The sequence below is a fragment of the Burkholderia sp. Bp9015 genome, assembly GCF_003853505.1.
In the GTDB taxonomy this organism is placed as follows: Bacteria; Pseudomonadota; Gammaproteobacteria; order Burkholderiales; family Burkholderiaceae; genus Burkholderia.
In genome coordinates this window covers 21,704-36,641 of record NZ_QTPZ01000002.1, presented here as the reverse complement: position 1 = coordinate 36,641, position 14,938 = coordinate 21,704, and the positions used below count along the sequence as shown (strand labels likewise).

The window sequence follows — 14,938 nt, the reverse complement described above, 5'->3', positions numbered from 1 at the left end:
CGCCGCGGGGTGGCGGAGGGGGAATGTGGCGGGCCATCGCGCGTGTCCCTCGGGGTCAGGCGGGTTGCAGTTCGCGCGGCGCCGGCTGCGTGCCGCTGGCCGGAAGCGGCGGCGCGCCGTCGACGCCGTGCACGGTCTGGAAGCGGCCGTCGCCGTTCAGCGTCACCTCCGTCACGCCGACCTGGTCCTCCTCGCCGGCATGCCGGAACGTGGTGGTGATGCGCAGCTTGACGCTCGCCCGTTCGGGGGTGCCGGAACCGCGGCCGATATCCGCGCGCACGAACGCGCTCCAGCCGTCGAGCATCTGGCCGTGGTCCGCGGCAATCGTCACGTCGCCGACCGCGCCGCCCTGCCACGCCCAGTCGATCGACACCGGGGCCGACGTGCGGCCGCTCGGCCCGTCGATGTACGGCCAGTCGTCGAGGGTGATGCGCTGGCCTGCCATGCGCGGCTGCCCCGCGCCGCCCGCCAGCGCATTGGCCGGCTGGACCAGCCCGGCCAGCTGCGCAAGATCGTAGCTGCGCCCGTCGCGGCTCTCGGTGCGTCGGGTCAGGCTCACGCCGAAGCCGAACTCGCCGCCCGCGGCCGGCGGCTCGACGCCGAGCGCATAGCCCGCGCCCGCCGCGCTGCCGCGATTGATCGTGTGGCCGAACGTGCCGCCCGAATGCATCAGCTGGATCACGCCGATGCCGGCCGCCGCCTCGTATTCCGACACGAAATCCTCGTAGGTCATGATGTAGCGGCTGCCGGTCGAGTGGGTCGGCGGCACGGTCCGCGCGCCGGGATGGCCCGGCGTGCCGACCACGCGGTCCAGCGGATCGGTGATCCGCACGAAATACGCGTCGCCGCTGCGATACATGCCCGTCACCACCACCGCATGGAAGAAGTTGACCGGCGCGCGCACGACTTCGGCGACCCAGATCGGCCCGTTCGCCTCCAGCAGCCGCCGAAAGCCTTCGGGCGCGAAGCACGCATTGGGTTCGACCGTGAGCGTCGACACCCCGGCGAACCCCGCCACCTCGGCCGGCGCCAGGCCATCGCGCATCTGGCGCTCGAGGCTGATGCAGCGCGCGAGCAGCGTCGGGTCGACGCTCTGGTTGTCGCGCCAGCCGATCACCATCGACGCGGCCGTCGCCCAGCAGCCCATGTCGGTGGGCTGCGGGGTCAGTTGCACCTCGTCCCAGTTCACCGACCAGTCGTCGGCGCCCAGCGTGCGCGCGGCGCCCGCGGCGACCGACAGCGCCTGGCTCGTGCCGAAGAAGCCGCGGCTCGGGATCGGCGCCTTCAGATGGCCGACATACGCGAGCGTTCCGGGGGCCATCGTGCCGGTCGACAGGCTGGCGAGATCGCCCGGCGGCACCCAGTGCGGCGGCACGCTGACGATCGGCCTGCCCGCGTCCTGGAAGGATTGGGCGACCAGTTGCGAGCAGAAGAAGTTGTCGGTGTCGGCGCCTTCGCCGAGCTCGATGCGGCCGACGAAGCGGCGGCAGCGCTCCGCCGCGTCGCCCGACAGCAGGTCGCACGCGTGGCGGTCGATCAGGTAGCTGCCGCAGCGGACCAGCCCGACGTAGTTGAAACCGCGATCGAGGTAGCGCGCGGCGGCATCGGCAACCTGCTGCCGCTGCGTATCCGTCAGGCCCGGCACCCGGAACGCGACCGCGAGGCGCGCGTCGGCCAGTGCGTCCGCGAGCGGGCGCAGCTGGACCCCGCCGGGAATCGCCTCGATCACCTGCCCGCCCTGGCCGACATAGAGCATCGCGTGACTGACCTCCGCACCCGAGCCCGCACGAATGACGCCGGAGCCCGGATTGCCGGTGGTGCTGAGAATGATGTCGCCGATCTCCAGCGCGTCGGTGCCGATCGACAGGCCGCCGACGCCGGGATCGAGCGGAATGTCGTCGCCGAGGCCGCGCGCGGCGAGGCCCAGCGCCTGGCCGGCCGCCTGCGGCTGGCAGGTGCGGCTGGTGACCAGCCGCATGAAGTAGTCCCAGTCCCAGTTGCCGTCGGGGCACGCGGTATGGCCGGTCGAGGTGTCGGCCTCGCGATGGCCCATGATCGTCGTGCGATTGATCGGCAGCTGATACTTGTCGCACAGCGACGCGACCAGCGCCGCCGAGGTTTCGTACTGGAGCTGGGTCGGCGCCAGCGCATCGAAATGCTGGACGGTGCCGTTGCGACGCGGGTAGTCGGCGCCGCCGCGCTTCACCGCGATGTGTTCGATGCCGATGCTGCGCTGGTTCGAGCCCTTGCAGTGCCACGCCGTGTCGGCCTCGGAGACGAACTGGACGACTTCGCCCTCCTGCCCGACCAGGTAATGCGAACTCACCTTCGACGACGCATTGGTGAAGGTATTCACCACCTGCTGGACGGTCGGTACGTCGGCGATGTGGATGATGATGCGGTCGATCGTCTTGCTGCCGCGCCCCTCGTCGAAATTCGGGCTGGCCGCGGTACGCGTGACGAGACTGTTCTCGCGCGCGCCCAGCGCCAGCGCACTGGCCGTCGCGGAAGGCTCGGCGGCCGCATCGTCGTCGCTGTACGGCGGCGTATCGATGCCGTAGGCCTCCGGATCGGCGCTCAGGCCGCGCGACCACGCGAGCGACGACGACGACGAGGTGGCGATCGTGCCCGCCGCGGCGCGCGAGACGCCGACGAACACGCTCACCGGGCTGCCGACGCTGACGCCGGCCGACAGCGTGACGCCGACGAATTCGCCGCGGGCGTTGAACAGCGCCGAGATGCCGCCGGCCGGGGCTTCGCCGACCATCACGCCGACCGTCGTGCCGGTGCCCGCGAAATCGTCGATATGGCCGCGCAGCAGGCTGATCTGGCCGGTGAGGCTCGCCGACACGATGTAGCCGAAGTCGAGCTCGCCCGACACGAAGACGCCGATGTCGTCGCCATTGGCGTCGAAGATGAGGCCGACCGCGCCCGCGCCCCCGGATTCCAGGCCGGCGCCCGCACCCGCGCCGATCGAGACCGACAGGCCGTTGCGCATCGCGACCGGCAGCAGCAGCATCAGCGACGCGGTGGCCGGATTCGCGCTCAGAATCGCGCGCAGCGCGGCCCGCTCGACGGTCGAGAGCTTGCGCGGCCGCGGCCAGGTGAAGCCGCGGCGTTCGCCCGCGAGGCGGAACCCGGCATCGTCGCTCATCCCCTGCGACACGGGTGCCGGCGCGATGGCGGGTGCTGATGCTATGGTGGGTGCCGGTGCGATGGCGGGTGCCGGTGCGATGGCGGGTGCCGGTGCGACGGCGGGTGCCGGTCGCGCGGCCGACGCCGACGCCGGCGCGGCGGGCGTCGCGGCGCCCGGCGTTGCGGCATTGAGCGGCGGAAGCGGACCGAAGCCGTCGTCGTAATGAACGTCGTGGTGCGGCGCAACGGGCTCGACGGCCGGCTGCGCCGCGGTGGGAGCGGCGCCCGGTGCGCTCGGCGCCGGCACGGCGGTCGCGCCCGGCCGCGTGGCGTCGCCCGCCCAGTTCAACAGCGGACTCCTGACGGCGGCGGTGCCGCGCGTCGGGAACACGCGAACCCGGCGCAATCCCCGGTCGCTGAGCCCCGACAGCGACACGTACGGACTGTCGGCATTCGGCAGGACGTCGACCGTCCACGCATCGGCAGCGGGCGACGCCGCGGTGGCGAGGCCGAACCACAGCCGGCTCGCGCCCGCGAAGCGCGCCAGCACGGCAGGCGGCACCATGAACACCGCTTCGCCGCGCGGGATCGCCAGCAGGCCGTCCTCGCGGCTGGTATAGAACGTCGACGACGTGCGCCCGTCCTTGCGCGTGAACAGCGCGGGATCGGTGGCGATCACCAGTTCCGCGACGCACGGCGCGTGGCCGACGCGAATCGTGAAGCCCAGCATCGGGAAACGGTCGGTCAGGACCATGCGGTTGGGATGGAGTTGCGCTGCCATGTCGTGTCCTCAGCTCTGGTTTTGATCGGGCTCGTCGTGACGGCCGCCGAGCATCGGCTTGCTGCGCGCATCGATCGCGCGCCGTTCGAATTCCTGCGGGGAAAGCATCTCCAGATCCGGTTCCGGGTCGCCGATGTCGGGGATTTCGTGATGCGTCGCTTCGAACTGGGCGATCGCGCGCGCCAGCAGTTGGGCGAGCAGCTTCGCGTGCACCGGGCTGATCGCGACGCGGCTCATCAACTGGACGTTGCCGGACTGCGGCTCGACCTGCCCGGCATCGATCAGGAACTCGAACGCGTTGTGCCCGACCTCGAAATAGTTCGCATAACTGGCGAGCAGCGGCCGTGGCTGGCCGGCCGGCTGGGCCGGCTCCGGCGGGGCGTCCTGGCTTGGCTCGATGACGTGCACGACGGCCTCCTTGCATGGCGACGGGCGGTCTGTCCGTTCTGCTTCGCAAGGAGCGGGCCAACGCGGGTGCGCCGGCGCAAGCGCATGATTTGCCGTGGAATTTCCCGGCCGGAGTGGGATTCGGGAACGCTGCCGGGCTGTACCATGTGACAGCCCGGCTGTCACACCGATGCAGTGTTGCCGGCGTCCAGGTTGTACTTGGCCAGCTTGCGGTAGAGCGTCATGCGCGACCAGTTCATCTGGCGCGCGGCTTCCATCTTGTTCCAGTTGGTCTGGCGCAGTACCGAGACGAGCCGCTCGCGCTCATGCTCGCCGGCCGAAAAGTCCTGCAGGAACAGCCGGCGAAACGCCGGCGGCAGGTCGCCCAGCCCGAACGGGCGCCCTTCCGGCGCATCGATGAACAGTGCTTCGACCAGGTTGCGCAACTCACGCACGTTGCCCGGCCACCGGTAATGCCGCATGCACTCGAGCAGGGCGGGATCGGGCCGCCCCACCCGCATCGCCCGCTGCAGGTTGTGTTCGGCGACGAAGTGATCGACGATCGGCGCGATGTCCTCCGGCCGTTCGCGCAGCGGCGGTATCTCGATGCGCGCGACGTTCAGGCGATAGAACAGGTCGGCACGGAAACGGCGTTCCTCGACCAGATCCTCCAGTCGTTCGTTGCTCGCCGCCACGATCCGGACGTCGACCGGGCGCCGGCGCTGCGAGCCGACCGGCATCACCGTGCGGTCCTCGAGCAGGCGCAGCAGCTTAGCCTGGACGGCGAGCGGCATCTCGCTGACTTCGTCGAGGAACAGCGTGCCGCCGTCGGCCTCGACGAAGCGGCCGGGAAACGCTTGCTGGGCGCTGGTGAACGCGCCGCGCTCGTGGCCGAACATCTCGGATTCGAACAGGCTGTCGGGCACCGCGGCGCAGTTCACCGCGATGAACGGCTTGTCGGTCCGGGTGCTGAGCCGATGGACGGCGCTGGCGACGCGCTCCTTGCCGGTGCCGGTTTCGCCGGTCACGAGCACCGTCGTATCGGTGCGCGCGACCTTCGCCAGATAGCGGCGCAGGTCGGTCATCGCCGGGCTCGAGCCGTGCAGCCCGAGTGACGTCGCGCCAATGCCTCCGGTCGTGCTCATGCGCGCGCCGCCCGGCTAGCGAACCGTTGACGGATGATGCGCAGCCCCGATGTTCATCGCCACTTCCCCCCGCTGGATGTTGAGGAACAAGACAACCATCCTCGATGGCGATTGTTGGCACGCGTTTAATTAGTACTGTGATGCGTGTTGAATGGAGAGCCGCGTGTCACGGCGCCGGCCGATAACCAGTGTAGTTTCAATATGGAGATTCGTACAACCTGAGGACGGCCAATGTTTGCGCGCGACCGGCCGGCCGCCGGTGCGCGGGCGGATCGATCGACTCGGGCATGCCCGGGCGCAATGGCGAATGTGTCATTTCATGCACGTTCATCGAATCGTCCGCAATCAGCATCACGAACGAATGGCCGGGCGCGGCATTGGAGAATGCGTATCGTTCACGCGGCACGCGCAGGGACTTCGCGAGCGGCGGTCGAGGCGGTCGCGCGCGGGGGGCGAGCGCGGCGATGGGCCGTCCGCGCACCGGCTCGCGGGCTGAGCCCGCGCGTCACGCGCACCCGCGCACCCGCGCATCCCGCGCATCCCGCGCATCCCGCGCATCCCGCGCATCCCGCGCATCCCGCTCATCCCGCTCATCCCGCTCATCCCGCTCATCCCGCTCATCCCGCTCATCCCGCTCATCCCGCTCATCCCGCTCGTCACGCTCATCCCGCGCAATCCGCTCGTCACGCTCGTCACGCCCGTCACGACGGCGCGGATTCGCCCTCGCGCAGCGTGATGCCCGTCCACGCGCCGCTTGCGGCCAGTTCGCCGATCAGCTCGACGATCGTCTGCCGCACGGCGAGCGCGGCGGAATTGACGGGAGACGTGTTCGACCAGCACAGGCTCGCGGGCCGGCGGATCTCCGGCTCGACGATCCGGCGCATCTTCGGCCGGCTGGACGGCTCGCGCGACGCCAGCGCGGACGCCGGCAGGATCGTGCACGCGAGGCCCGACTGCGCGAGCGAGATCATGGTCGGCAGCGAATCGATATCCGCGATGATGTTGAGCGGCACCTCCTCGCGCGCGAACGTGCGTTCGAGCAGCAGGCGCAGCCCGTTCTGCACGCCCGGCGCGACGAGCGGCACGCCGGCGAGCGACGCGAGCGGGCAGGTTCGCGCGCGCGACGGCACCGCGCCGCCCGGCTCGCCGAGCAGATACAGCACCTCGTCGAACAGCGGCATCGCGGTGATGCCGGTCGTGTTGGATTCGCGGAACAGGATCGCGAGGTCGAGCCGCCCGTTCGCCAGCAGCTCGTTGATGAAGCCGCTCATGCTCTCGAGGTACTGCAGCCGGATGCCCGGATAACGCGCCCTCACGCGCTCGAACAGCGGCACCGCGAGGATCGACGTCATCGTGGTCGGGAAACCCACCGCGACCGTGCCCGACTCGCTGCCCGCGCCTTCCCGCACCTCCTGGCGCAGCTGCTCCATCTGCCGGAGCACGAGCCGCGCATGGCGGTACAGCGCCTGCCCGGCCGCGGTCGGCTTCACGCCCTGCGGGCTGCGCACCAGCAGCGTGACGCCGATGTCGCCCTCGAGCTTCGCGATCTGCTGGCTCAGCGACGGCTGCGCGACGAACAGCTTTTCGGCCGCCTTCCCGAGGCTCCCGTATTCCACGATGCTGACGAAGTAACGGAGCTGGCGGATGTCCATGGCGGTTCGTTCGATGCGAAAGCCATAGGATACCCCTATGACCGGCACATCCAAACGGTATTTCCGCCGCGCCTGCGCTTCACCTAAAGTCACTTCATGCCAAGTCAGAACAGCCGGCCCGCCCGGCGATGGAGGTGACAGTGAACGCTCCCCGGTCGCATGCCAGCGACGATGTCCAACAGGTCGCGACCGACCTGATCAGCGCCGAACGTGCGATCGCCTTCGCGGCCACGCTCGACCATCCGGTCGTTCCCGCCGTGGGCGACGCGTTGCTGCCCGCCTGGCACTGGCTGTATTTCTGGTCGATCGCGCAGCAGGCCGAGCTCGGCCCGGACGGCCATCCGCGAAAGGGCGGCTTCCTGCCGGATCTCGGGCTGCCGCGGCGCATGTGGGCCGGCGGCCGGCTGACGTTCGAACGCCCGCTGACGATCGGCGCGATCGCGACGCGCACGTCGCGCATCCTGTCCGTCGAACGCAAGGAAGGCCGCACCGGCACGCTCGGCTTCGTGACCGTCGAGCACGTGATCGAATCCGCGGGTGAAGTCGCGATCCGCGAGGAACACGACATCGTCTATCGCGGCGCGGCCGCGCCCGGCGCCGCCACGCCCCCGCCGAAGGCCGCGCCCGACGCCGCGCAATGGCAGCGCGACATCACGCCCGACGAAGTCATGCTGTTCCGCTATTCCGCGCTGACCTTCAACGGCCATCGCATTCACTACGACCGCACCTACGTGCGCGACGTCGAAGGCTATCCGGACCTCGTCGTGCACGGCCCGCTGATCTCGACGCTGCTGCTCGACCTCGTGACGCGCTCGCTGCCCGGCGCGACGATCGTCGAATACGCGTATCGCGCGGTACGGCCGACCTTCCTCGGCAACAGCTTCAGCGTGTGCGGCCTCCTCGCCGACGACGGCAAGACCATCGAGCTCTGGGCAAAAGATCACGACGGCTGGCTGACCATGTCCGCAACCGCGACCCTCGCCTGACGCATTTCGAGCATTCCCCGATACGAAACATGAATCCTACCGACGCGTACCAAGACATTCGCGAAGCCGTTCGCGACCTGTGCGGCGAATTTTCCGCCGAGTATTTCCGCAAGATCGACGAGGAACGCGGCTATCCCGAAGCGTTCGTCGACGCGCTGACGAAAGCCGGCTGGCTCGCCGCGCTGATTCCGCAGGAATACGGCGGCTCGGGCCTCGGCCTGACCGAGGCGTCGGTGATCATGGAGGAGATCAATCGCGCGGGCGGCAACTCCGGCGCGTGTCACGGCCAGATGTACAACATGGGCACGCTGCTGCGCCACGGCTCGGCCGAGCAGAAGCAGCGCTATCTGCCGAAGATCGCGAGTGGCGAGCTGCGCCTGCAGTCGATGGGCGTGACCGAGCCGACCACCGGCACCGACACGACCAAAATCAAGACGACGGCGGTACGCAAGGGCGATCGCTACGTGATCAACGGCCAGAAAGTGTGGATCTCGCGCGTGCAGCACTCCGACCTGATGATCCTGCTCGCGCGCACCACGCCGCTGTCGGACGTGCAGAAGAAGTCCGAAGGGATGTCGATCTTCATCGTCGACCTGCATCACGCGATCGGCAACGGGATGACGGTGCGCCCGATCCCGAACATGGTGAATCACGAGACCAACGAGCTGTTCTTCGACAACCTCGAGATTCCCGCCGAGAACCTGATCGGCGAAGAAGGTCGCGGCTTCAGGTACATCCTCGACGGGCTGAACGCCGAGCGCACGCTGATCGCGGCCGAATGCATCGGCGACGGCTACTGGTTCGTCGACAAGGTGTCGCAGTACGTGAAGGATCGTGTCGTGTTCGGCCGCCCGATCGGCCAGAACCAGGGCGTGCAGTTTCCGATCGCCCGCTCGTTCGTCAACGTCGAGGCCGCGAGCCTGATGCGCTTCGAGGCCGCGCGCCGGTTCGACGCGCACGAGCCGTGCGGCGCGCAGGCGAACATGGCGAAGCTGCTCGCGGCCGATGCGTCGTGGGAAGCCGCGAACGCGTGCCTGCAGTTCCACGGCGGCTTCGGCTTCGCATGCGAATACGACGTCGAACGCAAGTTCCGTGAAACGCGCCTGTACCAGGTCGCGCCGATCTCGACGAACCTGATCCTGTCGTACGTCGCCGAGCACATCCTCGGCCTGCCGCGTTCGTTCTGACGGGAGTGACGAGCATGCGCCCACTGGAAGGCATCAAGGTCGTCACGTTCGAGCATGCGATCGCCGCGCCGTTCTGCACGCGCCAGCTCGCCGATCTCGGCGCGCGCGTGATCAAGGTCGAACGGCCGGGCGTCGGCGATTTCGCGCGCGGCTACGACGAACGCGTGGCGGGGCTCGCGTCGCACTTCGTGTGGACCAACCGCTCGAAGGAAAGCCTCACGCTCGACGTCAAGCAGCCCGCGGCGCTCGACGTCGTGCACAAGCTGCTCGCGGATGCCGACGTGTTCGTGCAGAACCTCGCACCCGGCGCGACCCAGCGCCTGGGGCTCGATTACGATGCGCTGCGCGAGCGCTATCCGCGGCTGATCGTCTGCGACATTTCCGGCTACGGGCTCGACGGTCCGTTCCGCGACAAGAAGGCGTACGACCTGCTGATTCAAAGTGAATCCGGATTCCTGAGCATTACCGGATCGAACGGCGAGCCGGCCAAGGCCGGCTGCTCGATCGCCGATATCGCCGCCGGCATGTATGCGTATACGAACATCCTCGCCGCGCTGATCGAGCGCGGGCGCACCGGGCGCGGCCGGCACATCGACGTGTCGATGCTCGAAAGCATGGTCGAGTGGATGAGCTATCCGCTCTACTACGCGATCGACGGCCAGTCGCCGCCGCGGCAGGCCGGCGCGTCGCACGCGACGATCTTTCCGTACGGCCCGTTCAGGGCCGGCGACGGCAACACCGTGATGCTGGGCCTGCAGAATGAGCGCGAATGGAAGCGCTTTTGCGAGACCGTGATCGGCATGCCCGAGCTGGCGGCCGACGAGCGCTTCGGGTCGAACAGCCGCCGCGTCGCGAATCGCGACGCGCTCGCGGCCATCATCGTCGATGCATTCTCGACGCTGACGTCCGCCGACGTGATCGACCGGCTCGAGCAGGCTGGCATCGCGAACGCGCGGATGAACGACATGCACGGCGTCTGGACGCATGCGCAACTCGCCGCGCGGCATCGCTGGACGCGGGTCGACACGCCCGCCGGCGAGATTCCTGCCCTGCTGCCGCCCGGCGTCGCGCCGGGCGACGATCCGCGCATGGACCCGGTGCCGGCGCTCGGCCAGCATACCGATGCCGTGCTGCGCGAGCTCGGCTATGCCGATGAACAGATTCACACGTTGCACGCATCCGGTGCCGTCTGACCGGGCCTTGCCGCGCTGATCGAAGCGCGCCCCTCACCCATGTTTCGAAGCGTCTCCGCGTCCGGTCACGGGCGCGAGAGCGCCACATGACTGGAGACATCATGGCGAACACCGTCAATGCCGCCGGCCGGCTCGACCGGCTGCCGATTTCAAGGTTTCACTGGAAGATACTCGGCCTGATCGCCGGCGGCGCGTTCCTCGACGCGTTCGATATCTATCTCGCCAACGGCTCGGTCGCGGCGATGGTCAAGGAGGGATTCACCGACCTGCGGCATGGCGCGATGTTCGTGTCGTCGACGTTCGTCGGGATGATGATCGGGGCGTTCGTCGCGGGTTACGTCGGCGATCGGCTCGGGCGGCGCTATTCGTATCAGCTCAATCTGGCCGTGTTCGGGCTGGCTTCGATCGCCGCGTGTTTCGCGCCCGATATCGCGTGGCTGATCGTGTTGCGTTTCATCATGGGGATCGGGCTGGGCGCCGAACTGGTCGTCGCGGCCGGGACGCTCGCCGAGTTCGTGCCGCCCGAGACGCGCGGCAAGTGGGTGTCGCTGCTCGCGATCATCACCAACAGCGGGCTCTTCGCGGCGCTCGCCGCGGGGTACTGGATCATTCCTTATCTCGGCTGGCGGTACATGTTCGCGCTGGCTGGCGCCGGCGCGCTGGTCGTCTGGTTCATGCGCAAACGGATGCCGGAGTCGCCGCGCTGGCTCGAATCGGTCGGGCGGCTCGACGAGGCCGAGGCGACGCTTGCCGCGATCGAGCAGGAGGTCGGCCGGCAGGTCGGCACGCTGCCGCCCGTGCGACGCACCGTCGACCTGCATGTCGGCAAGGTGCCGCTCGGCGTGCTGTTTTCGAAGGGGATGCGTGGCCGGACGATCGTCGCGGCGTTGACCGCGATCGGTGTGAACGTCGGGCTCTACGGCTTCATTGCGTGGCTGCCGACGTTCTTCGTCACGGAAGGGTTGTCCGTCGTCAAGTCGCTCGGGTTCGTGTTCCTGATGTCGATCGGCTCGCCGGTCGGCGGGTTGATCGGCTATCTGATCGCGGATCGGATCGGGCGGGCCAAGGGCATCGTGATCGCGTCGATTCTCAGCATCGCGCTCGGCTGGCTGTATGTGTCGCTACGCGATACCACCGCGATCATCGTGGTCGGCTTCTGTCTCGTCAGCGCGATCTACACGATCACGACGCTCGGGCTGTTCGGCTACATTCCCGAACTGTTCCCGACCGAAGTGCGGCTGCGCGGCACCGGTGTCGCGGGAATGTGCGGACGGATGTCGTCGATCGGCACGCCTGCGCTGGCGCTCGCGCTTTACCAGGCGTTCGGCGTATCGGGCGTGATCGCGATGGTCAGCGCGACGCTCGGCGTGCTGTGTGTCGCGATCGGGCTGCTGCGCGTCGAAACCGGACGGCAGGCGCTGGAGGAGGTCGCGCCGGGGATGCAGGACGCGGAAGACGCCGCGGTCCACTCCGGCGTCAGGCAAGCCTGATTGCCGGCGGGCCGGCCGCGGCGAACGCTTGCCGCGCGCAGACGGGCAGCCAGTCGGCAGGATGGTCGATATGGAAACGTGTCGAGACCGGTTCCGGAGAGCGATACGCTCGCATCGTTCTCCAGCGGATGAAACAGAAAACGCTCCTCGCCGCGCAGTTCGACATCGATGATCAGACGCACACGTCCGGTTTCGTCATTGACGAGCGCGAGCGGGCTCAAGGACCCCGGACGAATACCCAGCAACTCGAAGAGCTTGTCCGCGGACGCAAACGACAGACGCTTGCTGCCGAGCGCCGCGGCGAGTTCAGCAAGATCGAGCGACTTCGCGGCCGTCGTGACGACGAGGAAATAGTGGCCCTTCCGGTCCTGCAGCAGCAGGTTCTTGCAGCGGGCGCCCGCCACGGACAGCGTCAGCATGTCGGACTCGGACATGTTGCGTACCGGGTCGTGTCTCTCGCACGAGAACGGAATACCGATTTCTTCAAGAAGCCTCAGAACTTCGTCTTTTCCCAGCATGGTGTCGTTCATGTTCGTTCATAAGAGGGCCGACCCTGCGCCCATTTCAGCGTCGCCCCTCTTTCATTCAGTGTCAGGCATCGAAGACCGGGTACGACGCCGTTCGGATCGCAGCGATCGTGTCATCCTTCGAGAGCAGTCCCGATTCATCCAGAATCGTCACCAGCGAGCGGCCTTCAGCCACGGATTGGCGCGCGAGCTTGCTCACGCGAGCATAGCCAATCTTCGGCACGAGCGCGGTGGCGACAGCCATGGATTCCAGCACATGCTGCTCGTTGCGCGCGACGTCGGCTTCCATTCCGCGCACGCACTTCTCGCCGAAGCGTCGAATCCCGTTGGTGAGCAAGGCGATGCTGTCGAACACGCGCGAAGCCACCACCGGCTCGAAATGATTGATCTCCAGTTCGCCGTACTGAACCGCCTGCGCGACCGCGACATCGTTGCCGACAACCGCAAAGCTCAACTGGATCATCGCCATCGGCAAGACCGGATTCACCTTGCCCGGCATGATCGACGAACCCGCCTGCGCTTCCGGCAGTTTCAATTCTCCGAGCCCGCCGGCCGGACCCGATGACAACACGGTCAGATCGGATGCGATCTTCGCAAGCGACGCCGCGCAGGTACGCAATTCCGCCGAGACGCGCGAGAACACGTCCATGTTCTGCATCGCGTCGAACGGATTGACCGGCGCTTCATAAGCGACGCCGGTGATGCTGCAAAGATGCGCGTACGCCGCCGCGCGATAACCCGCCGGCGCGCCGAAGCCGGTTCCGATTGCCGTGCCGCCGAGCGGCAGCGTGCGCAGCTTGTCACGCACCACGGCAAGCTCGTCGGCCAGGCGAGCCGTCAATGAAGCGTAGCCTCCGAAGAGCTGGCCGAGCCGCATCGGCTGGGCATCCTGCAGACAGGTGCGGCCCAGGTGCAGGATATCGGCAAATTCGCTCGCCTTGTCGTTGAACAGGCCTGCGAGTTTCGTGACTTCCCCGATGAGCGAACCGAGCATCGCGTATGTGGCGATCTTCAATGCGGCGGGATACGCATCGTTGGTCGATTGCGAGCGGTTGACGTGATCATTCGGGTGGATGACCTCGTAGTTTCCGGCCGCGTGGCCGAGGATTTGCTGAGCCCGGTTCGCAATGACTTCGTTGAAGTTCATGTTGGTCGACGTGCCGCCCGAGCCTTCCATCAGATCGACCACGAGCGAAGCATCGAGCTTCCCTTCGATCACTTCCCTGCACGCCGCGACGATCGCATCGCACTGCTCGCCGGTGATGACTTCGTTATCGCGATTAGCCAATGCCGCCGCCCACTTGACCTGTGCAAACGCGTCGCGAAACGCCGGATAGTGGGCGATGTTCAACGGCGACACCGTGAGGTTATCGACCCCTCGAACCGTGTTCACGCCATACAGTTTGCCGCCGGGAATGGCGACTTCGCCGACGTAGTCGCGTTCGATGCGAGCGTCGCTTTGAGCAGGCTTATTCATGGAGATTCCTTCCGCCAACGGTAATGAGTTTTTCGATGTCCCCGCCGAGCGCGGCCAGCCTCGGCAGAAACGATGTTTCGATGACTTCGCGTGCCGTATCGCAGGCATCGTCGAAGAAAGCGTTGTATTCGTCCCGGCGCGCCACGAGGTATAACGAGCGCTCCAGGCCCAGTTGTTCGACCACGTGAACAGCAACGTTGCCCGCATGCGTCACGCCCTGAAGCAGGCACATCGGCGATGTAATGGCCCAGCCGATGCCTTCCGCAACCATCGAGGTCAAGGCATCGGCGTTGTCGAGTTCGAGCCGCGCGGGCGCGCGAATCTCGATACGCCGAAGATATCTCTCGATCTGCAGGCCCACCTGAGACGTCCGGTTGAATCGCACGATGGGCATGCTGTCGCTCAGTGTGCGCAGGTCGTCGAGCGTCTTCACGGCGATGCCGAGGCCTTTCGGTGTGATCACGAAATAGCGCTCGGAGAACAGGCGGTATCGCACGACATCGTTGGCATCGATCAGCGGATCGCTCGTGACGATCAGATCCAGATCCCGGCGCAGCAGCGCCTCGCCTTGTTGAGGGCTCAGGCCCGTGCGGATCGACAACTGCGACACCTTGCCGATCAACTTCTTCGTGAAGACCGAGCCGCAAGTAGATGCGAACGAATCGACCAGCCCGATGCGCAAGTCGGGTTTGATCCCGCGCCCCGCTTCGACGACTTGCGCCTTGAGATTCGCGATTTCCTCGCTCAGTACCGCACCGCGATTTCTGAGCGCGATGCCGAAGGGCGTCAGCGCCATCGGCCGCGTGGTCCGATTCACCAGCACGACACCCAGTTCGTCTTCCAGTTGCCGGATGATCTGGGATACGCCCGATTGCGATATGCCCATCCGCGCTGCCGCGGCGGACATGCTTCCCTCTTCCGCGACGGCGACGAAGACCTGCACCGCGTGCATGTCAATGGGTTTGTGAGACGGCATGT

At 67.4% G+C, this 14,938-nt stretch carries 11 protein-coding genes and 1 pseudogene; 4 read left to right on the top strand and 8 right to left on the bottom strand.

Features of this window, described 5'->3' with window-relative positions:
- Positions 1-55 precede the first annotated feature (55 nt).
- The 5 genes from DIE12_RS02530 to DIE12_RS02505 form a co-directional block, all read right to left on the bottom strand.
- On the bottom strand, positions 56-3,916 hold the full coding sequence (locus DIE12_RS02530) for an N-acetylmuramoyl-L-alanine amidase (RefSeq protein ID WP_260427893.1): 3,861 nt from the start codon (positions 3,914-3,916) through the stop codon (positions 56-58).
- 9 nt (positions 3,917-3,925) lie between these two features.
- Positions 3,926-4,324, bottom strand: coding sequence for a DUF3467 domain-containing protein (locus DIE12_RS02520; protein WP_124519912.1), 399 nt, complete (start codon positions 4,322-4,324; stop codon positions 3,926-3,928).
- A gap of 161 nt (positions 4,325-4,485) precedes the next feature.
- The gene (locus DIE12_RS02515) at positions 4,486-5,448 is read right to left on the bottom strand and encodes a sigma-54-dependent Fis family transcriptional regulator (protein WP_124519914.1); all 963 of its coding nucleotides are present in this window, start codon (positions 5,446-5,448) and stop codon (positions 4,486-4,488) included.
- Between the two features lie 351 nt (positions 5,449-5,799).
- The gene (locus tag DIE12_RS37920; protein ID WP_185641219.1) at positions 5,800-6,144 is read right to left on the bottom strand and encodes a hypothetical protein; all 345 of its coding nucleotides are present in this window, start codon (positions 6,142-6,144) and stop codon (positions 5,800-5,802) included.
- A gap of 5 nt (positions 6,145-6,149) precedes the next feature.
- Positions 6,150-7,100: a LysR substrate-binding domain-containing protein gene (locus DIE12_RS02505; protein ID WP_124487351.1), complete on the bottom strand. Its 951-nt coding sequence runs from the start codon at positions 7,098-7,100 to the stop codon at positions 6,150-6,152.
- Between the two features lie 128 nt (positions 7,101-7,228).
- On the opposite strand from DIE12_RS02505, the gene DIE12_RS02500 reads away from it, so the two are divergent.
- The 4 genes from DIE12_RS02500 to DIE12_RS02485 all read left to right on the top strand — a co-directional run bounded on the left by DIE12_RS02500 (position 7,229) and on the right by DIE12_RS02485 (position 11,956).
- Entirely contained in the window at positions 7,229-8,086 is an 858-nt protein-coding gene (locus tag DIE12_RS02500) for a MaoC family dehydratase N-terminal domain-containing protein (protein WP_185640949.1), read from the top strand.
- Positions 8,087-8,115: 29 nt separating this feature from the next.
- The gene (locus DIE12_RS02495; RefSeq protein WP_124487353.1) at positions 8,116-9,273 is read left to right on the top strand and encodes an acyl-CoA dehydrogenase family protein; all 1,158 of its coding nucleotides are present in this window, start codon (positions 8,116-8,118) and stop codon (positions 9,271-9,273) included.
- Positions 9,274-9,287: 14 nt separating this feature from the next.
- Positions 9,288-10,466, top strand: coding sequence for a CaiB/BaiF CoA-transferase family protein (locus tag DIE12_RS02490; RefSeq protein WP_124519918.1), 1,179 nt, complete (start codon positions 9,288-9,290; stop codon positions 10,464-10,466).
- Between the two features lie 101 nt (positions 10,467-10,567).
- Positions 10,568-11,956, top strand: a complete 1,389-nt coding sequence (locus DIE12_RS02485) for an MFS transporter (protein ID WP_124519970.1) — start codon at positions 10,568-10,570, stop codon at positions 11,954-11,956.
- Between the two features lie 92 nt (positions 11,957-12,048).
- Here the strand turns inward: DIE12_RS02485 and DIE12_RS38460 are convergent.
- From DIE12_RS38460 to DIE12_RS02470, 3 genes and pseudogenes are all read right to left on the bottom strand, one after another.
- Positions 12,049-12,375: pseudogene (locus DIE12_RS38460) on the bottom strand (YbaK/EbsC family protein); the annotation flags it as partial.
- A gap of 172 nt (positions 12,376-12,547) precedes the next feature.
- Positions 12,548-13,960 (bottom strand): aspartate ammonia-lyase, encoded by a 1,413-nt coding sequence (locus tag DIE12_RS02475; RefSeq protein ID WP_124487357.1) that lies wholly within the window; start codon positions 13,958-13,960, stop codon positions 12,548-12,550.
- Positions 13,953-14,936 (bottom strand): LysR family transcriptional regulator, encoded by a 984-nt coding sequence (locus tag DIE12_RS02470; protein ID WP_124487358.1) that lies wholly within the window; start codon positions 14,934-14,936, stop codon positions 13,953-13,955. Before DIE12_RS02470 ends, DIE12_RS02475 begins: the two co-directional genes overlap by 8 nt.
- Positions 14,937-14,938: the final 2 nt, after the last annotated feature.